The organism is Amycolatopsis sp. NPDC114503, assembly GCF_055633655.1.
Map to the genome: position 1 here is coordinate 1 of NZ_JBVKDT010000023.1, position 23,193 is coordinate 23,193.

26 protein-coding genes are annotated in these 23,193 nt (G+C 70.1%); 6 read left to right on the forward strand and 20 right to left on the reverse strand.

The genetic code is table 11. The annotated features are described in order from the left end of the window. Nucleotides 1-218: 218 nt before the first annotated feature. The 7 genes from ACZ7OI_RS47360 to ruvC all read right to left on the reverse strand — a co-directional run bounded on the left by ACZ7OI_RS47360 (nucleotide 219) and on the right by ruvC (nucleotide 6,748). Nucleotides 219-737 (reverse strand): adenine phosphoribosyltransferase, encoded by a 519-nt coding sequence (locus tag ACZ7OI_RS47360; RefSeq protein WP_470270670.1) that lies wholly within the window; start codon nucleotides 735-737, stop codon nucleotides 219-221. 5 nt (nucleotides 738-742) lie between these two features. Continuing rightward, nucleotides 743-1,975 (reverse strand): protein translocase subunit SecF, encoded by a 1,233-nt coding sequence (secF, locus tag ACZ7OI_RS47365; protein WP_470270671.1) that lies wholly within the window; start codon nucleotides 1,973-1,975, stop codon nucleotides 743-745. 1 nt (nucleotide 1,976) lies between these two features. Then, on the reverse strand, nucleotides 1,977-3,692 hold the full coding sequence (gene secD, locus ACZ7OI_RS47370; protein ID WP_470270672.1) for a protein translocase subunit SecD: 1,716 nt from the start codon (nucleotides 3,690-3,692) through the stop codon (nucleotides 1,977-1,979). A 218-nt stretch (nucleotides 3,693-3,910) separates the two neighbouring features. Further along, nucleotides 3,911-4,339 (reverse strand): preprotein translocase subunit YajC, encoded by a 429-nt coding sequence (yajC, locus tag ACZ7OI_RS47375; RefSeq protein WP_470270673.1) that lies wholly within the window; start codon nucleotides 4,337-4,339, stop codon nucleotides 3,911-3,913. A gap of 118 nt (nucleotides 4,340-4,457) precedes the next feature. Further along, nucleotides 4,458-5,546 (reverse strand): Holliday junction branch migration DNA helicase RuvB, encoded by a 1,089-nt coding sequence (ruvB, locus tag ACZ7OI_RS47380; RefSeq protein ID WP_470270674.1) that lies wholly within the window; start codon nucleotides 5,544-5,546, stop codon nucleotides 4,458-4,460. A 6-nt stretch (nucleotides 5,547-5,552) separates the two neighbouring features. Continuing rightward, nucleotides 5,553-6,149 (reverse strand): Holliday junction branch migration protein RuvA, encoded by a 597-nt coding sequence (gene ruvA, locus ACZ7OI_RS47385; RefSeq protein ID WP_470233040.1) that lies wholly within the window; start codon nucleotides 6,147-6,149, stop codon nucleotides 5,553-5,555. Further along, the gene (ruvC, locus tag ACZ7OI_RS47390) at nucleotides 6,146-6,748 is read right to left on the reverse strand and encodes a crossover junction endodeoxyribonuclease RuvC (protein ID WP_037811289.1); all 603 of its coding nucleotides are present in this window, start codon (nucleotides 6,746-6,748) and stop codon (nucleotides 6,146-6,148) included. Before ruvC ends, ruvA begins: the two co-directional genes overlap by 4 nt. A gap of 132 nt (nucleotides 6,749-6,880) precedes the next feature. On the opposite strand from ruvC, the gene ACZ7OI_RS47395 reads away from it, so the two are divergent. Next, entirely contained in the window at nucleotides 6,881-7,327 is a 447-nt protein-coding gene (locus tag ACZ7OI_RS47395) for a cupin domain-containing protein (protein WP_470270675.1), read from the forward strand. A gap of 13 nt (nucleotides 7,328-7,340) precedes the next feature. Here the strand turns inward: ACZ7OI_RS47395 and ACZ7OI_RS47400 are convergent, their stop codons facing one another. The 3 genes from ACZ7OI_RS47400 to pdxT all read right to left on the reverse strand — a co-directional run bounded on the left by ACZ7OI_RS47400 (nucleotide 7,341) and on the right by pdxT (nucleotide 9,472). Further along, entirely contained in the window at nucleotides 7,341-7,862 is a 522-nt protein-coding gene (locus tag ACZ7OI_RS47400) for a DUF4262 domain-containing protein (RefSeq protein ID WP_344276943.1), read from the reverse strand. Between the two features lie 158 nt (nucleotides 7,863-8,020). Continuing rightward, entirely contained in the window at nucleotides 8,021-8,776 is a 756-nt protein-coding gene (locus ACZ7OI_RS47405) for a YebC/PmpR family DNA-binding transcriptional regulator (RefSeq protein WP_116204315.1), read from the reverse strand. A gap of 60 nt (nucleotides 8,777-8,836) precedes the next feature. Further along, a complete protein-coding gene (gene pdxT, locus ACZ7OI_RS47410) occupies nucleotides 8,837-9,472 on the reverse strand; it encodes a pyridoxal 5'-phosphate synthase glutaminase subunit PdxT (RefSeq protein WP_470270676.1) in 636 nt (211 codons plus the stop codon). 413 nt (nucleotides 9,473-9,885) lie between these two features. On the opposite strand from pdxT, the gene pdxS reads away from it, so the two are divergent. After that, on the forward strand, nucleotides 9,886-10,797 hold the full coding sequence (gene pdxS / locus ACZ7OI_RS47415) for a pyridoxal 5'-phosphate synthase lyase subunit PdxS (protein WP_344276953.1): 912 nt from the start codon (nucleotides 9,886-9,888) through the stop codon (nucleotides 10,795-10,797). A 200-nt stretch (nucleotides 10,798-10,997) separates the two neighbouring features. On the opposite strand, the gene ACZ7OI_RS47420 is transcribed toward pdxS, so the two are convergent. Then, nucleotides 10,998-11,618 carry a TetR/AcrR family transcriptional regulator gene (locus ACZ7OI_RS47420; protein WP_470270677.1) on the reverse strand — a complete coding sequence of 207 codons (621 nt, stop codon included), beginning with the start codon at nucleotides 11,616-11,618 and terminating at the stop codon, nucleotides 10,998-11,000. Nucleotides 11,619-11,659: 41 nt separating this feature from the next. On the opposite strand from ACZ7OI_RS47420, the gene ACZ7OI_RS47425 reads away from it, so the two are divergent. The 3 genes from ACZ7OI_RS47425 to ACZ7OI_RS47435 all read left to right on the forward strand — a co-directional run bounded on the left by ACZ7OI_RS47425 (nucleotide 11,660) and on the right by ACZ7OI_RS47435 (nucleotide 14,401). Then, nucleotides 11,660-12,460: an SDR family NAD(P)-dependent oxidoreductase gene (locus tag ACZ7OI_RS47425; protein ID WP_470270678.1), complete on the forward strand. Its 801-nt coding sequence runs from the start codon at nucleotides 11,660-11,662 to the stop codon at nucleotides 12,458-12,460. An 85-nt stretch (nucleotides 12,461-12,545) separates the two neighbouring features. Further along, on the forward strand, nucleotides 12,546-13,466 hold the full coding sequence (locus ACZ7OI_RS47430) for an alpha/beta hydrolase (protein WP_470270679.1): 921 nt from the start codon (nucleotides 12,546-12,548) through the stop codon (nucleotides 13,464-13,466). A 14-nt stretch (nucleotides 13,467-13,480) separates the two neighbouring features. Further along, on the forward strand, nucleotides 13,481-14,401 hold the full coding sequence (locus ACZ7OI_RS47435; protein ID WP_470270680.1) for an LLM class flavin-dependent oxidoreductase: 921 nt from the start codon (nucleotides 13,481-13,483) through the stop codon (nucleotides 14,399-14,401). 67 nt (nucleotides 14,402-14,468) lie between these two features. Here ACZ7OI_RS47435 and ACZ7OI_RS47440 read toward each other — a convergent pair whose 3' ends face one another. From ACZ7OI_RS47440 to ACZ7OI_RS47475, 8 genes are all read right to left on the reverse strand, one after another. Then, nucleotides 14,469-14,894 carry a hypothetical protein gene (locus tag ACZ7OI_RS47440; protein ID WP_470270681.1) on the reverse strand — a complete coding sequence of 142 codons (426 nt, stop codon included), beginning with the start codon at nucleotides 14,892-14,894 and terminating at the stop codon, nucleotides 14,469-14,471. 91 nt (nucleotides 14,895-14,985) lie between these two features. After that, nucleotides 14,986-15,438, reverse strand: coding sequence for a luciferase domain-containing protein (locus ACZ7OI_RS47445; protein ID WP_470270682.1), 453 nt, complete (start codon nucleotides 15,436-15,438; stop codon nucleotides 14,986-14,988). Between the two features lie 21 nt (nucleotides 15,439-15,459). Further along, nucleotides 15,460-15,942, reverse strand: coding sequence for a flavin reductase family protein (locus tag ACZ7OI_RS47450; protein WP_470270683.1), 483 nt, complete (start codon nucleotides 15,940-15,942; stop codon nucleotides 15,460-15,462). Beyond that, nucleotides 15,939-17,327 (reverse strand): dihydroorotase, encoded by a 1,389-nt coding sequence (locus ACZ7OI_RS47455; protein WP_470270684.1) that lies wholly within the window; start codon nucleotides 17,325-17,327, stop codon nucleotides 15,939-15,941. The genes ACZ7OI_RS47450 and ACZ7OI_RS47455 overlap by 4 nt, the downstream gene beginning before the upstream one ends. Further along, nucleotides 17,324-18,451, reverse strand: a complete 1,128-nt coding sequence (locus ACZ7OI_RS47460) for an acyl-CoA dehydrogenase family protein (RefSeq protein WP_470270685.1) — start codon at nucleotides 18,449-18,451, stop codon at nucleotides 17,324-17,326. Before ACZ7OI_RS47460 ends, ACZ7OI_RS47455 begins: the two co-directional genes overlap by 4 nt. Continuing rightward, on the reverse strand, nucleotides 18,433-19,473 hold the full coding sequence (locus tag ACZ7OI_RS47465) for a PrpF domain-containing protein (RefSeq protein ID WP_470270686.1): 1,041 nt from the start codon (nucleotides 19,471-19,473) through the stop codon (nucleotides 18,433-18,435). The genes ACZ7OI_RS47460 and ACZ7OI_RS47465 overlap by 19 nt, the downstream gene beginning before the upstream one ends. Next, nucleotides 19,473-21,266: an asparagine synthase (glutamine-hydrolyzing) gene (gene asnB, locus ACZ7OI_RS47470; protein WP_470270687.1), complete on the reverse strand. Its 1,794-nt coding sequence runs from the start codon at nucleotides 21,264-21,266 to the stop codon at nucleotides 19,473-19,475. The genes ACZ7OI_RS47465 and asnB overlap by 1 nt, the downstream gene beginning before the upstream one ends. A gap of 5 nt (nucleotides 21,267-21,271) precedes the next feature. Continuing rightward, nucleotides 21,272-22,069, reverse strand: coding sequence for a cupin domain-containing protein (locus tag ACZ7OI_RS47475; protein ID WP_470270688.1), 798 nt, complete (start codon nucleotides 22,067-22,069; stop codon nucleotides 21,272-21,274). A gap of 21 nt (nucleotides 22,070-22,090) precedes the next feature. Between ACZ7OI_RS47475 and ACZ7OI_RS47480 the strand changes: the two genes are divergently transcribed. Beyond that, a complete protein-coding gene (locus ACZ7OI_RS47480; RefSeq protein WP_470270689.1) occupies nucleotides 22,091-22,243 on the forward strand; it encodes a hypothetical protein in 153 nt (50 codons plus the stop codon). 357 nt (nucleotides 22,244-22,600) lie between these two features. On the opposite strand, the gene ACZ7OI_RS47485 is transcribed toward ACZ7OI_RS47480, so the two are convergent. Further along, complete coding sequence (locus ACZ7OI_RS47485; RefSeq protein ID WP_470270690.1) at nucleotides 22,601-23,185, reverse strand: TetR/AcrR family transcriptional regulator; 585 nt, start codon at nucleotides 23,183-23,185, stop codon at nucleotides 22,601-22,603. Between the last annotated feature and the right edge of the window lie 8 nt (nucleotides 23,186-23,193).

Consider the following 23,193-nt stretch of genomic DNA (forward strand, 5'->3'; position numbering starts at 1 on the left):
GATTGTGCTGACGGTCTGGGGTTGCTTGTCAAGGCGGGAAAGATGCCTTGACAAGCAACCCCAGACCGCAGGGAGGCTTCGTATCGGGGTGCAGGCCAGGGTCTGGGTGCCTGGTGAGTGGGGTGCGTCGGCTGCGGTTGGGTGGGTGGCTGAAAGGCCGTGAGGGGAACCCTGAGGGAATCTGATTCCCTCAAGGTTCCCCTTCACGGACAAGTGGGTCAGACGGTGCGGAGTGCGTGGATGGGGCGGCCGCCCAGAGCGGAGCGGCCGGTTAGGGCTGCCAGTTCCAGGACTACTGAGATGCCGGTGACGCTCGCGCCTGCGTCTTCCAGGAGTTTTGCGGTCGCTGCCACTGTGCCGCCGGTGGCCAGGACGTCGTCCATGATGGCGATGCGTTGGCCTGGCTTGACTACGTTTGCGGGTAGTTCGACGCTGGCGGTGCCGTACTCAAGGGAGTAGTCGACTCGGCCCGCGATGGACGGGAGTTTGCCTGGTTTCCGGACCAGGACTACGCCCATGCCGCGGGAGTAGCCGACCGCCGCCGCGAGGAGGAAGCCGCGGGCCTCGACGCCGGCGACCGCGTCGGCCGCCGGGTCGAGGGTGTCCGCCAGTGCGTCGGCGACGGCGGCGAAGCCGGGGCCGTCGGCGAACAGCGGGCTGAGATCGCGGAACAGGACGCCTGGTTCCGGGAAGTCCGGGACTTCGGCGATCAGGTCCAGTGCCTCGTCGAGCTTCATCGGGCTCAGCGCTTCTTCTTCCCCGACGGACGCTGCTTTGGGTGCCGCGCGGGGACGCCGGCCGCTGCGGCCATTGCCTTTTCCTTGCGGAGTTCGGCGGCCAGCTGGTCCTCGTCGTTGGCGTCGAAGTCGTCGTCGGCTGCTTCGCGCTTCGCGGCCTTCGCCCGGCGGGCGGCGACTCGGTCGGCCTGCTGGCGATACTGCGGGTCGCGCATCTTGAAGTCGACCAGCAGCGGCGTCGCCAGCGCGACCGACGACAGGACGCCGACCAAGGTACCGGTGAGCTGCACCAGCGCCAGGTCTTGCAGCGTGCCCGAGCCGAGCAGGATGTAGCCGACGATCAGCAGGCCCAGGATCGGCAACAGGGCGATGAACGCCGTGTTGAACGATCGCATCAGGGTCTGGTTCAGCGCCAGGTTCGCCGCTTCGGCGTACGTGCGCCGCGAAAGGCCGAGCAGTCCCCGGGTGTTTTCCCGGACCTTGTCGAACACCACCACGGTGTCGTACAGCGAGAAGCCGAGAATCGTCAGCAAGCCGATCACCGTCGCGGGCGTGACCTCGAAGCCCACGAGCGAGTACACGCCCGCGGTCACCACGATGTCGTGCAGCAGCGAGACGAGCGCCGCGAGCGCCATCCGGGTGTCGAAGTAGATCGCCAGGAAGATCACGACGGCGACCAGGAACACGGCGAGCGCGATCAGGGCCTGGCGCGAGATCTCGTCGCCCCACGACGCGCTGACGGCGCTGTCGCTGATCGCCTGCTCGCTCGACTTGCCGTTGCTGCCGACCGGGCCCAGGTCCTCGAAGATCTGCTTCTTGACCTTCGCCACCTGGTCGGCGGTGAGGGCCTCGGAGCGGGTCTGGATGGTCGCCGCGTTGCCGGTGCCGACCGTCTGGGTCTCCGCCGGGGCCTCGCCGAGCGCGGTGTTGAACGACTTGATCACCTGGTCCTGGGTGATCTGGCCGTGCGAACCGTGCGCGGGCAGCTGGATCTGCGTGCCGCCCTCGAATTCGATGCCGACATTGAAGCCGCGGAAGATCATCGAGCCGATGCAGACCAGCAGCAGCAGCGCGAAGAACGTGTACCAGCGCTTGCGCGAGCCGACGATGTCGACCGCGCCGGTGCCGACGTAGAGCCGGTGGAAGAAGCTTTCCTTCTTGCCGGGCTTGGCCGCGGCGGCTCCGTTTTCCGGGCTGTCCGGGCTTTCCGAGGTGACGCCCGAGGTTTCGTCGCTCACGTCAGGCCTCCTTCACGTTCGCGCGGCGGCCGGGAGCGGGGCGCGAGGCTTTGCGCTGCGCGCCGAGCTTCTGGACGGCGCCGAGGCCGAGATTCCGGGGATTGGACAGGAACTTCGACTTCGAGGTGGACACCATCGCCACGAGCGGATGCGTGACCAGGTAGACGACCACCAGGTCGAGCACCGTCGACATGCCGAGGGTGAACGCGAAGCCCTGCACGTCGCCGACGGCGATGATGTACAGGATCGCGGCGGCCAGGAAGCTGACCGCGTCCGAGGCCAGAATCGTGCGCCGCGCCCGTGCCCAGCCGCGCGGCACCGCGGACCGGAAGGTCCGGCCCTCCCGGATCTCGTCTTTCAGCCGTTCGAAGTAGATGACGAACGAGTCCGCCGTGATGCCGATCGCGATGATCAGGCCGGCGACGCCCGCGAGGTCGAGCGTGTACCCGATCCACCGCCCGAGCAGCACCAGCACCGCGTACACGAGCAGGCCGGACAGCACCAGCGACCAGATCGTGAGGATGCCGAGCAACCGGTAGTAGAAGAGGCAGTAGACGAACACGACGGCGAGGCCGATGGCGCCGGCGATGAGGCCGGCCTGCAGCGAGGCGTAGCCCAGCGTCGCGGACACCGTGGTGGCGTCCGAGGAGTCGAACGACAGCGGCAGCGAACCGTACTTGAGGATGTCCGCCAGGTTCTTCGCGTCGGTCTGGGTGAACTTGCCGGTGATCTGCGTGTTGCCGCCGAGGATGGCGTTCTGCACGGTCGGCGCGGACACGACGTCCGTGTCGAGCACGAACGCCGCCTGCTTGCCGATGTTGGCCGACGTGAAGTCGCCCCAGGTCTTGCCGCCCGCGCCCTTGAAGCTCAGGTCGACGATCCACTGGCCGCGCTGCTGGTCGTAGCCGGAGTTCGCGCTGGAGATCTCGGTGCCGGGGATGAACTCCGGGCCGAGCACGTACTTGGTGGCGTTCTTGTCGCCGCACGTGACCAGCGGCTGCTTCGGCAGGTCGTTGCCCTCCAGCGGGTCGGCTGCGTTGGGGGCGCAGGTGAGGGCGGCGAGCGCCTTCTGCTGCGCGGCCTGCGCGGCGGCGGCCTCCTGCTGGTTCTTCGGGTCCTTCGGCATCAGCGCGGGAGCCTGGCGCACCGCGCGGGCCGCCTCGATCGGGTTCTTGCCCGCGTCGCCGCTGCCCGTCGCCGGGGCCGACGGCGTCGTGCTCGGCGGCTGCTGCGCCGGGGCGCCTTCCGCTCCCCCGCCGCCGGCGGGCTTGCTCGGCGCGGTCGCCGGAGCGCTCGGGGCGCCCGAAGCGGGAGCCGAGGGCGGCGCGGCCGGGGTGTTCGGGACCGAGGTGATCACCTCGCGGATCCCGAGCTTGGCGGTCCGGCCCAGGTTCTTCGCCTCGTCGCCCTGCTCGCCCGGCACGGTGATCACGATGTTGTTGCCGTCGAGCACCACCTCGGTGCCGCCGACGCCGATCCCGTTGACCCGGGTCTCGATGATCTGGCGCGCCTGGTTCAGCGAATCGCGGGTGGGCTGGCCGCCGTCGGGCGTGCGCGCGGTGAGCGTGACCCGGGTGCCGCCCTGGAGGTCGATGCCGAGTTTCGGCGTCGCTTTGCCGCTGCCGGTGAAGAACACCAAGGCGTACAGCACGACCACGATCAGGGCGAAGAAGGCGAGATAGCGTCCCGGGCGGAGATGCCCGGCCGATGGTGCCACGGTGCTTCGGTCTCCTCGAACTGGCACGGACTGGATGGACCCCAAGTGGTTCGGGTGCGCGAGCCGGAAGGGGGTCCCCCGGACGCGGCTGGGCGTGAACTATGACGGCGGACACGCACGCAGCACCGAGACAGTACTCGGTGCTGCGTGAGCCCGGCGTTCGCCCGTACCGACTTTCGTAGGCTGTGGGCGGATCACTGCCCGGTGAAGCCCGGAGGCTACTTCTTCCCGTGCTCCAGCGGGGGCGCCACCTGCGCACCGGAGGTCTGGCTCTCCTCCGCGGAGATCGACTCCTGGGCCGGGGCCTCCGAAGACGCCGCGGTCGCCGGGGCCGGCTCGACGGCCTCGGTCTCGGCCGAGTCCTCGTTCTCCTCGGTCTCGACGACCGGCTCGACCTTCTCGCGCACCGCGAGCCGCAGCCAGGTGGTGACGACGCCCGGCGCGATCTCGATGTCGATCGTGGTGTCGCTGCTGGTGTCGGCCACCGTGCCGTACATGCCCGACGTGGTCATCACGCGGTCGCCGGCGGCGATGCTGTTCTGCATCTCCTGCTGAGCCGCCTGCTGCTTCTTCTGCTTGCGGGTGCCCATGACGAGCGGCACGGCCACTACGAGCAGCAGCAGCAACGGCAGCAGTAACTGGTTCATGACTCTCCTCGACGGACGCCTTTCTCGGCTGCCCGCGTCCGGTTTCGACGGATGTGCTGTGTTCGAGTGTGCCAGGTACCGGCGGAAACGCCACCACCCGGGCCGCTGTCCGCCCTTGTCAGGCCTGGTCGAACAGCGTCGGACCGCCCGCGTCGGGCCGTCCGGCCTCCGGCGGCGGCACCAGTCCGAGGTGCAGCCACGCGGCCGCGGTCGCGACCCTGCCGCGCGGAGTGCGGGCGAGCATACCGGCCCTGACCAGGTACGGCTCGCACACCTCCTCGACTGTAGTGGCCTCCTCGCCGACAGCGACCGCGAGCGTCGAAATGCCCACCGGCCCCCCGCCGAACGAGCGGGTCAGCGCGCCGAGCACGGCCCGGTCCAGCCGGTCCAGGCCCAGCTCGTCGACGTCGTAGACCTTCAGCGCGGCTTGCGCGACCTCCAGCGTGACCTTGCCGTCGGCGCGCACCTCGGCGTAGTCGCGGACCCGGCGCAGCAGCCGGTTCGCGATCCGGGGCGTGCCGCGCGAACGGCCGGCGATCTCGGCGCAGCCGTCGCGGTCGATCTCGATGCCGAGGATCTTCGCCGCGCGGCGCACCACCAGCTCCAGCTCGGCCGCGGAGTAGAACTCCATCTGGCCGGTGAAGCCGAACCGGTCGCGCAGCGGACCGGTCAGCGAACCGGACCGGGTGGTCGCCCCGACCAGCGTGAACGGCGCGATCTCGAGCGGGATGCTGGTCGCCCCCGGCCCCTTGCCGACCACGACGTCGACCCGGAAGTCCTCCATCGCGAGGTACAGCATTTCTTCTGCGGGGCGGGCGATGCGGTGGATCTCGTCGATGAACAGGACATCGCCGGGCGCCAGGTTGGACAGCATCGCGGCCAGATCGCCCGCGCGTTCCAGAGCGGGCCCGGACGTGATCCGGATGGCCGCGCCCAGTTCGGCCGCGACGATCATCGCCATGCTCGTCTTGCCGAGGCCGGGCGGGCCGGACAGCAGCACGTGGTCCGGCGGCACCTCGCGCCGCCGGGCGCTCTCCAGCACCAGTTCCAGCTGCTCCCGGACGCGTTCCTGGCCGACGAACTCGTCCAGTTTCCGCGGCCGGAGCGAGGTCTCCAGGTCGCGTTCGCCGGTCTGGGCGAGCGCGGACAGCGTTTCGTCGTCCGCCTCGTAGCCGCCGGTGTCGAACTCGGTCACTTCGTGGTTCATCGGCGGCTACCGCTTGCGGCCCAGCGCGGCCAGCGCCGCGCGCAGCACCGAGGACGTGGTGTGCCCGTCGCCCTCGGACAGCACGCGGTCCACCGCCTGCTCGGCTTGTTTGGCCGGGAAACCCAGTCCGGCCAGCGCTTCCACGACCTCGCCGCGCAGCGCTCCGGGCGCGGTGACGACCGGAGCGTCGGCGGTTCCGCCGAGCGCGGTGACCTTGTCCCGCAGTTCGAGGCTGAGCCGCTCGGCCCCCTTGCGGCCGATGCCGGGCACCTGGGTGAGCACGGTGATGTTGCCTTCGACGAGCGCCGCGCGCAGCTTGTCCGGCTCCAGCACGGCCAGCGTCGCCAGCGCGAGCCGAGGCCCGATCCCGGACACCGTCTGGAGCAGGCCGAACAGCTCCCGCGCGTCCTCCTCGGCGAACCCGAAAAGGGTCAGCGAGTCCTCGCGCACGACCAGCGCGGTGTGCAGCCGCGTCTGCTCGCCGCGGCGCAGCGTGGCCAGCGTCGCCGGGGTGGCCTGCACGGCGAGGCCGACGCCGCCGACCTCGACCACCACGTGGTCGAGCCCGACGGACAGCACTTCGCCGCGTACCGAGGAGATCATCGTCGTGCTCCTGTTTCGTTCTGCTTCGTGGTGGTTCCGGCCGCTTTGGCCGCGGCCGCCAGCCGGGCCTTGTGGGCGCGGACCAGTTCGGCCGCGCGGGCCTCGGCCTCGGCGAGCCGGACCCGCATCGGCTCGCGCCAGAGGTGGCAGATGGCGAGCGCGAGCGCGTCGGCCGCGTCCGCCGGATGCGGTTTGACCTCGAGCCCGAGCAGCCGCATCACCATAGTGGTGACCTGCGCTTTGTCCGCCCGGCCGGACCCGGTGACCGCGGCCTTGACCTCGCTGGGCGTGTGGAAGACGACCGGCAGCCCGCGCCGCGCCGCCGACAGCGCCACGACCCCGCCCGCCTGCGCGGTGCCCATCGCGGTGCGGACGTTGTGCTGCGCGAAAACCCGCTCGACGGCGACCGCTTCGGGCCGGTACTTGTCGAGCCAGCGCTCCACCTCGTCGGCGACGCCGAGCAGCCGCTGCGCGAGATCCTGGTCGGCGGGCGTGCGCACGACCCCGACCGCGACCGGGCGCACCGACCGGCCCTTGCCGCCGTCGACCACGCCGAGGCCGCACCTGGTCAGACCGGGGTCGACCCCGAGCACCCGCACCGTTTCTCCTTCGCCCGCGCGAACATCAGTTCGAGATGCAGGCTAACGGTCGCGGCGCGCGGCTCGGCGGACGGACACGCGAAAACGACGACTGACGTGGACGCCGGACCCGTCCGTGAGCACGATGGAGGCATGCCGGGACCGGAGGACTACGTCGCGCACCTGGGTCTGGAGCCGCTCCCGGTGGAGGGCGGCCGGTTCGTGCAGAGCTGGCGCGCGGACGAGGGTTCGGCGATCTATTACCTGCTCACCGCGCCCGAGATCTCCGCGCCGCGCCGCCTCGACCGGGTCGAAGTGTTCGTGCACCACGCGGGTTCGCCCGCGCGGATGCTCCTGCTGCATCCCGGCGGCGAGGTGACGCGGCCGGTGCTGGGCAGCGATGTCGCCGCCGGAGAACGTCCACAGGTGGTCGTGCCTGCCGGGACATGGCAGGCGACCGTGCCACTGGGCGCGTGGAGCCTGCTCGGCACCGTGGTGGTGCCGCCTTATGCCGACGACTGCGTGGAGTTCGCGGATCCGGCGACGCTGGCCGCCCGGTTCCCGGACGCCGCCGACGACCTGGCCGCACTGAGCGGCTGAACGAAAGCCCTGGTCAGGGACCGTCGACGCCGGGCGTCCAGCTTTCCGGGTCGCCGCTTTCGGTGAGCACCGGCTGCCATTCGGCGAAGCCCTCGGGCGCGTCGGCGTGCCACGGGAAGTATCCCTCCGGCGTCGCGACGATCATCTGCAGCGCCGGGAAGTCGCCGTCCGGGTAGACGAGGAACGCGGACCCGAAGTACTCCGGGTAGTGACCTTTCGCCACGCGTTCGAAGATCACCGGCGCGCCGTCGAAGAAATCGTCGTAGCGTTTGCCGACCTCGAAGATCTCGCCGTTGGCGGACCGGTCGACGTACGCGTCGAGCAGCACCGGGGCCATGTGGTCGGGCAGGCCGATCACGACGGCCTCGGGCACGTTGTGCAACGCCCACGCGCACGCGGTGAAGCAGTAGCCGGCCCCTTGGTCGTCGGCGGGCACGGCGATGACCGCGTTCCCTCGTTCCCTCGCCTGGGTTTCGATCCAGGCGATGAGGCTCTGCTCTTGCTCGGTGAGGGCGGAGGTCGTCACGGCGGACATTCTGCCCCACCCGCGCGCCCGAGCCCAGTCCCCGCGCCGGTCATTTTCCCGCCGCCCCAAGGATTTTCGCGTTTTCCCTTGCGCGCCAACGGAAATCGGAACGAAAACGGCCGCGCCCCCGGGAGTGCCGGGGGCGCGGCCGTGTCGCGGGGATTGGATCAGTCCACCGCGGCCATGACCTCGTCGGACACGTCGAAGTTCGCGTAGACGTTCTGCACGTCGTCGCAGTCCTCGAGCGCGTCGATCAGCTTGAAGACCTTCTTCGCGCCGTCGACGTCGAGCGGCACGCTCACCGACGGCAGGAAGGTCAGCTCGGCCGATTCGTACTCGAACCCGGCCTCCTGCAGCGCCTTGCGCACCGGCACCAGGTCGCCGCCCTCGGAGACGATCTCGAAGCTCTCGTCGAGGTCGTTGACCTCCTCGGCGCCCGCGTCGAGGACCGCCATGAGGACGTCGTCCTCGGTCGCGTCCGCCTTGGGCATGATCACGACGCCCTTGCGGTTGAACATGTAGGCGACCGAGCCCGGGTCGGCGAGCGAGCCGTTGTTGCGCGTGAGCGCGGTCCGGACCTCCATCGCGGCGCGGTTCTTGTTGTCGGTCAGGCACTCGATCAGCACCGCCACGCCGTTCGGGCCGTAGCCCTCGTACGTGATGTTCTGCCAGTCGGCGCCGCCCGCTTCCTCGCCGGCGCCGCGCTTGCGCGCGCGTTCGATGTTGTCCTGCGGGACGGAGTTCTTCTTCGCCTTCTGGATCGCGTCGTACAGCGTGGGGTTGCCGTCCGGGTCCCCTCCCCCGGTCCCGGTGCGGGCGGCGACCTCGATGTTCTTGATCAGCCGCGCGAAGAGCTTGCCCCGCTTGGCGTCGAGGTTCGCCTTCTTGTGCTTCGTCGTGGCCCACTTGGAGTGGCCGCTCATCTTTCCTCCATCTGTTCCCGCGGCCGCGTGCCTCCCGGCGCGGCCGCCGCAATCCTTTGCTCAGGCTTTCCGCACGAGCTCGACGAACAGCCGGTGCACGCGCTCGTCCCGGGTGATTTCCGGGTGGAACGCCGTGGCCACCACCGCCCCCTGCCGGACGGCGACGATCCTATCCGCCCTCGGCCCGTCCGGCGGGTCCTCCGGGTCGGGCACGGTGGCCAGCACCTCGACGCCGTCTCCCGCCTTCTCCACCCACGGGGCCCGGATGAACACCGCGTGCAGCGGCCCGCCGAGCACGCCGGCGAACGGGAGGTCGGCTTCGAAGGAGTCGACCTGCCTGCCGAACGCGTTGCGCCGCACGACCACGTCGAGGCCGCCGAGCTGCTGCTGGTCCGGGCGCCCGTCGAGCACCTGGCGGGCCAGCAGGATCATCCCGGCGCACGAGCCGAAGGCGGGCAGGCCGCCCGCGATCGCCTCGCGCAGCGGTTCGAGCAGCTCGAAGGTCTCGAGCAGCCGCGACATCGTGGTGGACTCCCCGCCGGGCAGCACCAGGCCGTCTATTTCGGACAGCTCGGCGGGGCGGCGCACCGGAACCGCGCGGGCGCCCGCGCTTTCCAGCATCGCGACGTGCTCGCGCACGGCGCCTTGCAGGGCGAGCACGCCGACCGCCGGCCGTGCTCCCGTAGCTGTCGCCACCCGACCTCCCGTGAGACGTTCGCACCAGCTTAGGGGGACCGCCCGAAGCGCAACCGGGCAGGTCAGGCGGGCAGCACCGGGGCCGCCGCCCACCCGGAGGACGCTCCGGCGGCCGGTCCCGCGCCGGCGTGAAGTGGACTGCTGAAATCTGTCGCCAGTGGCCACCTCGAAGGTGGTCTCCACCGGCACCGGTCCAGTGTGCCGTTCCCGGCCTAGACCTGTTCTTCCATGGTAGGCCGATCCGGAAGCCCCAGGTCAACGCATCCCGGAGGAAAAGTGACCGAGCCCAAGTGGATCTTTCCGCGCGCAGAGTGGCCTTCTGAGATACCCGGGCAATGGCCTGCCTCAGCGGTCCACCGCCGCCTTACGCTGGAGGGCAAGAAAGCTTCCGCTCCCCCGAGAAAGGCCCGAAGGTGTCGCAGCAGCAGAACGCCGAACCCCAGACCGTCACCGGCACCGCCAAGGTGAAGCGCGGCATGGCGGAGATGCTCAAGGGCGGCGTCATCATGGACGTCGTCACCGCCGACCAGGCCAAGATCGCCGAGGACGCGGGCGCGGTCGCCGTCATGGCGCTGGAGCGCGTCCCCGCGGACATCCGCGCCCAGGGCGGTGTCGCCCGGATGAGCGACCCGGACCTGATCGACGGCATCATCGAAGCGGTGTCGATCCCGGTGATGGCGAAGGCGCGGATCGGCCACTTCGTCGAGGCGCAGGTGCTGCAGTCGCTCGGCGTCGACTACATCGACGAGTCCGAGGTGCTCACCCCCGCCGACTACGCGAACCACATCGACAAGTGGGCGTTCACCGTCCCGTTCGTGTGCGGCGCGACCAACCTCGGCGAGGCACTGCGCCGGATCACCGAGGGCGCGGCGATGATCCGTTCGAAGGGCGAGGCCGGCACCGGCGACGTCTCCAACGCGACCACGCACATGCGCAAGATCCGCGGCGAGATCCGCCGCCTGCAGAACCTGCCCGAGGACGAACTGTTCGTCGCGGCCAAGGAACTGCAGGCGCCGTACGAGCTGGTCCGCGAGGTGGCCGAGGCGGGCAAGCTGCCGGTCGTGCTGTTCACCGCGGGCGGCATCGCGACCCCGGCCGACGCGGCGATGATGATGCAGCTGGGCGCGGAGGGCGTGTTCGTGGGTTCGGGCATCTTCAAGTCCGGGAACCCGGCGCAGCGCGCGGAGGCGATCGTGAAGGCGACGACGTTCCACGACGACCCGGACGTGCTGGCGAAGGTGTCGCGCGGACTCGGCGAGGCGATGGTGGGGATCAACGTCGAGGACGTGCCGGAGCCGCACCGTCTCGCTGAGCGCGGCTGGTGATGGTTCGGCGTTTAGTCTGATTCAGCTTCTACTGCGAACGGCGAGGGCATGGTGCCCTCGCCGTTCGCGTTGAACCGGCCGGTTCGCCGAGTGTCTATTGTGGACCATCGCGGCAAAGACCGGCCTCGATCGACGGGGTCCGCTCCCCCTGGCTCGACCCGCCGGTCGCGTTCTTCACTGGCCTCGCCCCGGCCGGCGGCTCAGCTGTCCGCCGACTCGGAGGCAACGGCGTCCCATCCGGCCATCGCACAGGTGATCACCGCTTCCAGTTCGGCGCGGTCGGCGCCGTCGCGGGCTTGTACGGAGAGGCCTTGCACCACCGTCGTGTAGTAGCGAGCGGCGGCGTCCAGGCCGGTCTCCGACAGGGCGAGATCGCCGTCGGCGACACCGCGCGCTAGCCGGTCCCTGACGGCCGTGAACTGCGAGCGCCGGATGTCGGCCAGGAATTCGCGGACAGCGTGGTTCTCCACCGCTCCAGTGGGTGCGGCGAGGATCAGCATGCAGTAGTGCGGCGCGTCGGAGAGAGTGATCTGGTCCGCGGTGGCCCGCAGCATGGCGTGGATCGCGGCGCGGGCGGTCAGGTGCTCGACCAGGGCGCGCCTGGGCGGTCCGCCGTATGTCGTGCCGTAGAGCTCCATGACCTGGCGGAACAGGTCCGCTTTGCTGCCGAAGCAGGCATAGATGCTGGCCGAGGCGACCCCGGTCGCCTCGGCCAGGTCGCTGAGCGAGGTGCCCTCGTAGCCCCGTTCCCAGAACAGATCGAGCGCTTGCCGCAGGGCGGTGCCGGGGTCGAACGTGCGCGGCCGGCCGCGAGTGGTCATCCGGATGCGCCTCCGTAATTGTTTGTCGGTCGACCAAGTTTATGTTGACCCGCCGGAACGGCCGTGACAAGGTTTGTTTATCGATCGACAAACAAATCGAAGGGGCAGCCATGGCCATGACTCTCGAGGACGCCGCCGTGCTGGTGACCGGAGCGAACCGCGGCATCGGCAAAGCGCTCGCCGAGGAAGCTCTCGCGCGAGGCGCCAGAAAGGTCTACGCGGGCACCCGGCAACCCTTGAGCCACCCCGATCCGCGGGTGAGACCTGTCCTCTTGGACGTCACCGACCCCGCGCAGATCCGGGCGGCCGCCGGCGAGGTCGAGGCGCTCGACATCCTGATCAACAACGCCGGCGTCATGCTGCCCGACGCCCCGTTCGACCCCGCGGTGCTCGACCGTCACCTCGCGGTGAACCTCTACGGCTCCAACGCCGTGACCCAGGCCTTCCTGCCCGCGCTGATCAGCTCGCGCGGGGCAGTCGTCAACCTTTTGTCCTGCGTCGCGCTAGCCCCGTTGCCGATGTTCACGTCGTACTCGGTCTCGAAGGCGGCGGCGTTCTCCTTGACCAAAACCCTTCGCGCCGCGCACGCGGAACAGGGCGTCAGGTTCCATGCCGTGCTCGCCGGCCCGGTCGACACTGACATGACACGGGAACTCCCCGTCCCCAAAGCTTCGCCGGAAGCGACGGCGCGAGCCGTCTTCGATGCGGTGGAGAAGGGGGACGAGGACATTTTCCCCGATCCCGCAACGACTTTCCTGACGGAAGCCTGGGCCGCCGGCGCCGACAAGATCCTCGAACGCCAGTTCGCGCAGCTCGTGCCGGCGAGGGCCGCCCGGCCCTGAGCCGCCGGGACGGCGGCGATCCCGCGCCGCAACCGTCGCCGTCCCCGTGCCCCGCTTTCGACGACCTGGCAAGGAGAACAAGGACATGCCGAGCAAGGAATGGTCCGAGTTGCGCGAGACGTTCGCGGCGTGCGCGCCCAAGGCCGTCGCCGCGGCCACGGCGGCCGTCACCGCGATCGACCCGGGCATCGACCTGGGCGGCGCCGACCGGTTCCACGGCCTCGCCAAGGAGCCGACCGACGTCACTTACGAAGAGGTCACCGCGGCGGGCTTGCCCGCGCTCTGGGCGAACCCGCTGGGCAGCGACAACGGGTGCGTGCTGGTCTATTTCCACGGCGGTGGCTTCGTCAGCGGCTCGAAGGACAGCTACCGGAAAATCGCCGCGCATCTGGCCAAGGCGGCCGGCGTCCGCACTTTGATCCCGGACTACCGGCTGGCGCCGGCGAACCCGTTCCCCGCGCAACTCGAGGACGCGCGCTCGCTGTATGACTGGCTGCTCGCCCAGGGCTGCCCGCCGTCGAAGATCGCGTTCGCCGGCGACTCGGCCGGCGGCAACATCGCCACCAGCGCGGCGCTCGCGCTCCACCAGGACGGCGCGGTCCCGCTCGCGGCGATCGTCGCGTTCTCGCCGTGGTACGACATGGAGGCGAACGGGCCGACGTTCGACTCCAACGCGGACGTCGACGTGGCGATCTCCCGGCAGTTGGTGCACGCCTTCGCGCCGCTGTTCCTCGGCGGGCAGTCCCCGGCCCATCCACTGGCCAATCCGACGCACGCCGATCTGGCCGGGCTTCCTCCGCTGTTGCTGACCTGCGGCGGCGACGAGACGCTGCGCGACAGCGTGGAGCGGTTCGCCGCGAAGGCCGAACAGGCCGGCGTCGAGGTCGCCTTGCACGTTACGGACGGCATGCCGCACGTCTACCAGCTGCTGGCCGGACGGATGCCCGAAGCCGACGCCAGCATCGCCGCGGCAGGCAAGTGGCTGCGCGGCAAACTCGGCGACTGAACAGGTCCCCCGTCATGCGATTCGCGATCTCCATCCCGCAAACCGTCGCCGGCGGCTCGTTCGATCCGGCCGCGACGGACGCCTTCCTGGCGCACGCCGAAGAACTCGGGTTCGAGAGCGCCTGGACCGGCGAGCAAGTGCTCGGCACGCAGCCCCTGCTCAGTCCGCTGGAGACGCTGGCCTACGCGGCGGCTCGCACCCGGCGGATCCGGTTGGGGTGCGCGATGCTGGCCAATCCCCTGCACAATCCGGTGCACCTGGCCAAAACCATCGCGAGCGTGGACCAGCTCAGCCAGGGCCGCCTCGAGATCGGGCTGGTCACCGGCGGCCCGGGCCGCATGTTCTCCGCGTTCGGCGTCGACCAGTCCGGCTACGTGGCCCGGTTCGGCGAAGGGCTGCGGCTGATGCGACAGCTGTGGACCCTGCCGCGCGTCGATTTCGACGGCCGGTTCTGGCAGTTGCGCGACGCCGCGATGGAACCCAAACCAGTCCAGCGACCGCATCCGCCGATCTGGTTCGGCGGCATCCACCCCCACGCGCTGGCCCGTGCCGTCCGGTTCGCGCACGGCTTCATCGGAGCCGGATCGTCCGCCACCGCGGCGTTCGCCCGGCACGCCGGGATCGCCGGGGAACAGCTTCGCCGGCAACGACGCGACCCCGGCAGTTTCACTCTCGCCAAGCGGGTCTACATCGCCGTCGACAACGACCGCGACAAGGCCCGCCAGCGGATCGCCGACGCCCTCGAACACCGGTACGGCTACTTCGGGATGACCGGCCTCGCCGCCGTCCCGGTCGCCGGCACGGTCGACGACTGCGCGGCCGGCCTGCGCGAGGTCGTCGCGGCCGGAGCGCAGATGATCCTGCTCAACCCGCTCTTCGACGAGGTCGGCCAGATGCACCGGCTCGCCGCCGAGGTGATCCCGAAGCTGGCTTAGAGGGCCTCTCGGACCGCGTCAACGGCGAGGATCAGCGAGGCGAAACACCAGACCATCGCATCGGACTTCACTCATCGTCTTCGTCGTCGGGAACCGGGTCGCCGATCCGGTGCAGATCGATCCACAAGGCCTGGACCGGCCGGGCTGAGCCGTTTCCGGTGACCGTCATGCGGTAGATGCCAGGGCCTTCGGGGAGGGTGTACGGGCCATGGGCGCCGCCGGTGATCTGGCTGATGAGCACGTCGTCGACGGGGAGTTCGATGGTGACGGCGCCGAGCACGCCCAGGCCCTCCGGGGCGGTGGCGGTGGTGAAATGGAGGGTGACCGGGCCGACGGTCTGGCCGGTGCGCAGATAAGCCGCGTACTCGGTCGCGACCACGACTGCGGCGGGGTCGGCGGACGCCGGGAAATCCAAGACCTCGAATTGGCTGCCGAAGACGGCGATCATCCCGTAGTCGGGATACACCTCGAGGGACCCGAGCAGTGGTGTCATGAGGAGAATTGTGCCCGCGCACGTCCCCGCCAGGACCAAGCGCAGACGGCGAGGGCATCGTCCCCTCGCCGTCTGCGCGACGCCTCGCGAATCATTCGCTGTGCCGCCCCCTGGCATAGCTGTACGACTCCAGCACCACCCGCCACACGACCTCGATCTCCTCCCGGTCCCGAGGTCCGTACACGAGCTGCGTGTTCTGGATCGGGTGCGGCACGCCCCAACCAGCCTCGGTCACCAGTTTCTTCGCGATCGGCGGGAGCGTCATGTGCAGGCTGCCGTCCTGCTGCGGGTGCAGGTGGGCGAATTCGCGGCTGTGCTTGATGAACGCGTCGTCGGGGCCGGTGCCGAATTCCGGGGCCAGGTGGATCGCCCTTGCCTCCGGGTAGGGCACGTGCGTCGGCGCCAGGTAGACGCCTGCCAGCGAGCGCATCCGCTGCCACAGTTCTTCCTGCAGCGTCGTCGGAGCGATCTGGTTGAGCTGGCCGTGCGGGATCGGGCCGCGGGTGCGCGGGGCGGGGCCGGGGCGGTCGGGGATGTCGAACATGGTTCCTCCAGAGTGAGTGGTTCAGACCGGCCGGGTGCGCTGGTAGCGCCTGCCGTGGTAGACGAGGGGGTCGCCGGGCCGGGTGGTGGCCGCGCGGACTTCGCCCAGCAGGAGGCCGTGGTCGCCGGCGTCGACGGTGTCCCGGCGGCGGCACTCGATGGCGGCCAGTGCGTCCGGGTGCAGGAGGGTGCCTTCCTCGCCCGGTTCGAAGCCGGTGCCGCCGAATCGGTCGGCTCCGGGCGTCGCGAACAGCGCGGCCAGTTCGGTTTGTTCCGCGGCCAGGACGTTCACGCCGAATCGCGAGCAGCGCGAGAAAACGTCGTAGGAGCTTGACGTTTTCGCCTGGCAGACGAGCAGCAACGGCGGGCGCATCGACACTGAGGTCACCGAGGTCGCGGCGTATCCGCGCGGCGTGCCGTCGTCGTCGAGCGCGGTCACCACGCACACTCCGCCGGCCAGTGCCGACATCGCGTCCTTGAACTCGTCGAGCAGCGCCGCGGTCATCGGGCATCACCTGCCGGGGCGGGGACGGCGGCGGGCTTGAGCCATTCGCCGTCCGGGGCGCCGAAGCCGTGTTCCCGGCGGAAAACCGTGCGGCCCCTTCGGATCGTGCGCGCGACGCGGCCGGTGAACATCCAGCCGGCGTAGGCTGTCCAGCCGCATTTCGCCTGGACGTCGCCGGGGCCGAACGACCAGTTCTCCGCCGGGTCGAACAGCACGAGGTCGGCGTCGAGGCCGGGGGCGATCGCGCCCTTGCGGTCGGCGACCCCGAACAACCGGGCGGGTTCGGCGGCCAGTACGCGAGTCACGATCGGCAGCAGTTCGTCCGGCGTGGCGTCCGGGGCCTGGCGGCACAGGCCGGTGTACAGGGCGGGGAAGAGTTCCTGCACGCCGGGCAGCCCGGGCGGGGCGTCGGGAGCCGCGACCGTCTTGTCCGCGAAAGCGTGCGGCGCGTGGTCACTGCCCACAGTGGACACTTCGCCGCGGAACACCGCGTCCCACAACCGGTCTTGGTCGGCCTGCTCCCGGATGGCGGGGCTGAGCCGGATGCGCGAACCGCAGCGAGCGGTGTCGGCCGCGGTGAAGGACAGGTGGTGCCCGGTGGCCTCCCAGGTGACCGGCAGCCCGGCCGCGCCCGCCGCGGTGAGCAGGTCGGCCTCCTCCCGGCTGGACACGTGCAGCACGTGCGCCGCGGTGCCGTGCCGGCGCGCCAGCTCGATCAGCTTGGCCACGGCGACGATCCCGCCCGAGCGCGGCCGGTACCGTTCGTAGTCGCGGTAGGTCTCCGGGGCGCCCTGCCACTGGTCGAGCAGCGCGAAGACGTCGTCGTCCTCGGCGTGGAAGAGCAGCCGCAGGCCCTGCCGTTTCGCGACGGCGAACAGGTCGTCGAGCCGTCCGGGGTCGCGCAGCACGTGCGGTGCGGTGTGGTGCCCGGTGAGGAACGCCTTCGCGGTCATCGCCTCGGCCGGTTCGAACGCCTCCAGCGTTTCGACGGCCTCCGGGTCGACGCCGGCGTGGAAGCGGTAGTCGACCAGGCTGGTGCCGCGGATTTCCGCGTCCTTGGCCCGCGCGTCGGCCGGCGTGAACGTCGCCGGGCGGGTGTTGGGCATGTCGAACACCGTCGTGACGCCTCCCGCCACGGCGGCGCGCGACGCGTGCGCCCAGTCCTCCTTGTCGGTCAGGCCCGGCGTGCGGAAGTGCACGTGGGAATCGATCAGGCCGGGCAGGACGTGCCGCCCGGCGGCGTCGATCTCCTCGGCTCCGGACACGGTGCTCCCGGCGGGGAGCACGTCGGCGACCTTCCCGTCGGCGACGGCGATGTCGGCGACGCGGACGCCTTCGGGTCCGGTCACCCGGCCGCCCCGGACGACGAGGTCGCAGTTCTTCACGCGGCCCATGGCAAACTCACCAGCTCTCGGCTCAGGTCGTTGGTCGGGCCCATCAGCGCGACGGCGCGGGCGTCGCGGGCCATCCGGTTGATCGGGTTCGTCACCACGTATCCGGCGCTGCCGAGCAGCCGGGCGATCGCGGCGACGACTTCCTCTGCCGTCTGCGAGGCATGGATTTTGCTGTGCAGCGTCACTTCGCCGGGGTCGGCTCCGTCGCGGCGTCCGGCCCGTTCGACCAGCGCGCGGGCGGATTCCACCTGCCCGCGCAGGTCCACCAGCCGGTGCCGGACGGCCTGCAGACCGAGCAGGGATTTCCGTTGTGCCGCTTGGAAACCGAGGTCCCAAGCGGCTTCGGCGATCCCGGCCGAGACCGCGCCGAGGGTCGCCCCGGACTGCCTGACTCCCGCGATGATCGTGCTCGCGGTGTCGCGCGGCCCGAGCAGCGCTTCCGGCCCGAGACGGCAGTCCTTGAGTTCCACGAACCCGGTCGCCGAGGCGCGCATGCCGACCAGGTCCAGGCTCAGGTCCGGTTCGATGCCCGGGTTGTCGGCGGGCACCAGGAAAAAGCTCTGCCCGCCGGATCCGTACGCGGCATCGTCGGACTCCCCCACCGGAGTGCTCTGCGCGAGCACCAGATAGACGTCGGTGATCCCGGCGCCGGTGGTGAAAGCCTTGCCGCCGCTGACTGTCCAGCTGCCGTCAGGCATTTCGTCGGCGACGGTCGAGAGGTTCTTCTTCGCCGCGCCGGCCCCGGACTCGCTCCACGCGGACGCGGCCAGCCACTCGCCGGAAGCGAGTTTCGGCAGCAGTTCCTCGCGCTGGGCGTCGCTGCCCCATTCGGCGATCCGGCTGCACACGGCCATGTGCTGGAACGCGATGATCGCGGTGGACGGGTCGTGCCGCGCGATCCGCGCGATCATCCGGTTGCCTTCGAGGGCGTCCGCCCCGGCTCCGCCGTACCGGCGCGGGACGACGAGGCCGGGCAACGGCGAGTCCCGCAGCGCGGCCAGCACCTCGGGGGCCGGGCGGCCGGCTTCGTCGGCCGCCGCGGCGTGCTCCGCGAGGACGTCGACCAGTTCGTCGACGCCGAGGCGGACGGGGGTGGTCAGGTCGACAGCAGACACGAATCCTCCTTCAGGGCATGGGGATCGAACGAATCGATGGTCACCGCGCCGGTGAACGACACCGCCTTTTCCGGGACGCTGACCCAGGACAGCTCGCTGTCCCGGTCGTGGCCGGACACCGCGGCGTCCGAAGTGGTGCAGCCACCGGCAGTGCGGATCCGCAGCGACGCGGTGCGCCGCGTCTCGCCTCCAGCAAGCTGGAACGGGATGGTGCCGCGGATTCGGCGGGCCGCGCCGAGACAGACGGCACCGGTCAGCGCGAGCGTCGGATGCCAGGACGGCACGGAGACCGCACGCGCAGCCAGTCCGTTCTCGCCGTCCGGCAGGACCGCGGCCACCTTCGGGAACGCGCCGTCGACGGGATAGCCGTACTGCCGCGCGGCCGAGCGTCGGATCGCGCTCATAGTGCGGAACAGCGGCTGCCCCGCGGCGAAGAGCTCCTCCGGGGTGTCGACGCCGAGGTCGTGGCCGGACAGGAACAGGTACGGGTTCCCGACCGAGACCGCGGAGACCCGGATCGCGCCGTCGTCGAAGGGCAGGTCCGTGGTGGTCTCGCCGAACGGCAGCAGCTCCCCGAGCGGCACCGCGGGGTGGTTGAGGAAGTGCGCGGTGAACGTCGTCCGGTCGCGGACGCATTCGTCGACCTCGCACACCACGTGGTCGTCGTTGTTGAGCACGCGCACCCGGACGCGGTGTCCGGGCGCGAGCCTGCCGATCCAGCCGAGCCTGCTGGCGACGACCACCGACGAGAGCACCGAATGCCCGCAGCTGCCGCGGAAGTCGAACCGCGCCGGGTCGCCGGGAATGACCTGCACGAACCGGTAGTCGAGATCGAACAGCGGATGCTCGGAGACCGACACGAGCGCGATCTTCGTGACCGCGGCGAGGCCGTGCTCGGCGAGCCAGGCGACGCCGTCGGACAGCGCGCCGGCGAGCGCTTCCTCGGACGTCGGCAGCCGCTCGGCGGGCAGCACCAGCGTGGAACTCGGGCTGCCGTGGGCATGGGCGATGTGGGCGAGCATCAGGCCGCGCTCCTTTCCCTGGCGCCGCCGGCCACCAGCTGTTCGCTCCAGATCCGGTGGATGAGCAGCGACCAGATGGCCAGCGCCGATTCGTCGTTCGGCCGGGCGGCCTGCGCGTCGAACAGCCCGGCCACGGCCTTCGGATCGAGCTGCCCGCGGTCGGCGAGCGAAGGGCCGGAAAGCAGGTCGCGGGCATAGCTGTGCAGCGGCTGCCCGGCCGCGAGCATCGAGGTGATCGGCAGCGTGAACGGCTGTTTCGGCCGCTCCAGCACCGAATCCGGCACGAGGCCCCTGGCTGCCGCGTACAGCGCGCGCTTCACCTCCTGGCCGCGCACGCGCTGCTCGGCGGGCAGCCTCCGGGCCAGGCGAGTCACCGAGCGCTGGCAGAACGGCAGCCGCACCTCGACCGAATGCGCCATGCTCAGGTGGTCGACGCGGCGCAAGTGATAGGCGGGCAGGCGTTCGTCCACTTCGAACTCGGTGATCGCCGACAGCCGGTCCGGCCCGGCGCCGCGCAGCCGCCGCGTGATCCGGTCGGCCTCGGTTCCGTTGCGCCGCAACAGGTCCCGGTATTCGTCGGTGTACAGCCGGTTCCGCAGCGCGGCGGGCACTGCCGCGAGTGCTTCGACGTATCCGTTCGGCCAGTCCTCGGCCCCGGCCACCGCGTCGCTGATCCGGCGGTAGCCGCCGAAGATCTCGTCCGCGGCGTCGCCGGAGAGCGTCACCTTGAACCCGGCGTCGTGCACGCCCTGGAACAACAAGTAGGTGCTCAGCGTGATCGGGTCGGCGTTGGGCTGGCCGAGGTGCCACACGACTTCGCCGAGCAGGTCCGGGAACGTCGCCGGGTCCGCTTCGATCTGGTGATACGTCGCGCCGCTGCGGGCGGCGACCTCGCGGGCGTAGGCCTTCTCGTCGAACGGCCAGTCCCCGGTGTAGGCGATGTTGAACGCGTGCACGTGCGGGACCTTCTCCGCCAGCAACGCCGTCACCAGGCTGGAATCGAGCCCGCCGCTGGTGATCGTCGAGATCGGGACGTCGGCCAGCGCGAGCCGGTGGGTTTCGGCGCGCAGGGTGTCCCGCACGCGGCCGCCCGCCGCGGCGAGGTCGCCCTCCTCGACCGGGAACGCGCTTTCCGCGCGCCGCGAGATCTTCAGCCCGCCCGAGCGCGTGTAGACGGCGGTGGCCGCCCGCGGCAGCACCCGGACGCGGTCGAACATCGTCCGCTCCCCGAAGGGCGTTTTCGTGGTGAGGTAGCTGTCGAGCCCCTCGTCCCGCTGGTCCCACCCGACACCGGGGACGCTCAGCAGGGCTGGCAGCTCCGAGGAGAAATACAGCTCCCGGCGTTCCGGGTTTTCGTGGTGGTACAGCGGTTTCATGCCCGAGTCGTCGGTCACGAGCACGAGCTTCGGCTCGGCACGCAGGTCCAGCACCGCGATGGCGTACATCCCGTCGAGGTGGTCGACGAAGTCCAGGCCGTACTTGTGGTACAGCGCCGGGAGCACGTTGCCGTCGCAGTGGTCGTGGAAGACGTAGCCCGCCGCGTGCAGGTCGCGGCGAAGCACGTCGTGGTTGTAGATCTCGCCGTTGAAGACGACCTGGATCTCGCGGCCGAGCCGGTAGGGCTGTTCGCCGCCGTCGAGGTCCACAATGGCCAGCCGGTTGTTGCCCAGCGCCCAGCCTTCGCCGGCCGCGCTGAACCGGGCATCCGGGCCGCCGTGCCGCTGCAGCGCCGAAACCGCGCGCAGATGGTGGTGCGCGAGGCTCCCGCCCAAGTGTCCGTATATCCGGCACATGACGACTACTTCACCTCCGCGGAAACGCCCGCACGGGCGTAGAGGACAGGGTCGAACGGCGTCGGGCCGCCGCACGTGGCGAACCGCTGCGCGGCCGACTCCGGATTGCGCGTGCCGTGCGGCACGCCGGGAGCGGCGAACAGGACGTCGCCGGGAGAGACGTCGTGCCAGCGGTCGATCAGGTACATCTGGCCGTCGCCCTCGAAAGCGATGAAAGCCTCTTCGCTCTCCGGGTGGTGATGGACGTTGAAGGTCTGGCCCGGGTCCTGGATCCCGCAGTGCAGGCACAGCCGCGCGCTGCCGGTTCCGGGCCAGAAAAGGAAATTCATGACGGCGGTCTTCTCGTCGGCGGCGATCTCGCCGGTGCCGCTGAAGCCGTGCAACTGCGTCTCGGTGTTCCACAGTTCGTTTTCCAGCCGCGGAGCGGAGCCGGTGGGTTCGTTGCCCGCCAAGCGGGTTCGCCATACATACGCGGTCAAGCCGTCGTCGCCTGCCTCGAGTTCGAGCGTCCGCCCGGTCGGCGAGTGCAGGGCGGAACCGCGGGCGATTTCCGTGCGGTGGCCGGTGACGTCGCCGTGGCCGGAGCCCGCGAAGACGACCGCGACGTTCTCTTCCTCCAGCGCCCAGCCGAGGCGCCACGCCTTCCCCGGCGCGACCTCCACGACGAGCAAGGTCACCTGCTGCGCCCCCATGGCCGGGCCCACGGGCTCGGCGACGCGGCCCCAGTCGAACGGCGAGAAGACGAAGTCCGCCGCGCGGACGATCGTTCCCTGAATCTGGTCGACAAGCATCCTATGTCCCATCAGGTTGCCGATAATTCCCCATTGACGGAAGCTGAATTGATCAACGCGATTCGATTCCGCGTTTCGCTTCCGGTGGCGACCGTACTGCCGACCGCAGCGCGCCGCAAAGCCGTCAACGGGCCGGTCGAATCGGCGCAAATTACGCAGCAGTCATTGACTGTATCGATCCAGTAAATTTCCCGCTCCGCCGAATGCCGCAACCGCGGCGTCCACTAGTGCCCGGAGGGCAATCGAAAAGTCGGCGCAGATTTTCCTGTGAGCGTCGCCACAGTTTGAAGCGGCGAAACATTGGCATTGCCATCACGACTTCGCGAACTCCCGTGCGATATAAGCGAAAAAGTCAACCACTGACCACATAAGACAGTCGGAATTTACCTTGAAGACGACGTGACGCCGAGAGCGGAGCCAACACTTTCCGACATGGCGGAACATGATCGACAAGGGAACTCGCGGAGCGCCGGAGACCGTCTTTTCGGCATGAAAAAGAGGCGACCATCCTTGAGATGATCGCCTCCGGGAACGGAAATGGAACTATTCCGGAATAGCGTTCAGCGCGGTGTCGACAACCTGGCCCAGCAACGTCTTGTCGCGGCAGACCGCACTCATCACGCGCAGCCCCTGAATCATCGTCACCAGGAAATTCGACAACGCCGGGATATCGGCTCCGGGCGGCAGCTCGCCCATGCTGCGGGCCAGGTGCAGCGTTCCGTAGAAGGAATCCTGCAGCGCGGCGATCGCGTCGCACACGATCCGGTTGGCCGCGTCGTCGTGCGGCACGCGCTCGGTGATCGCCATGACGAGCAGGCACCCCGGCCGGCCGGGCTCCTTCATCGCGTCGTCGATCCGGCCGAGCAGCAGGTCGCGCATCACCTGCCGGATCGGCACCCGCTGCATCAGCGATTCCCGGGTGGCGTCGGTGGTCTGCCGGACGTACCGCTGCAGCGCTCGTTCGTAGAGGCCGTGCTTGCTGTCGAACGCGGCGTAGAGCGAACCGCGGCCGAGCCCGGTCGCCTCGGCGAGGTCCTGGATCGAGGTGGCTTCGTAGCCCTTGCGCCAGAAGACCTCCATGGCCTTCTGGATCACCTCGTCGGTGTCGAACTCGCGAACTCGGGGCATGCCTCCAG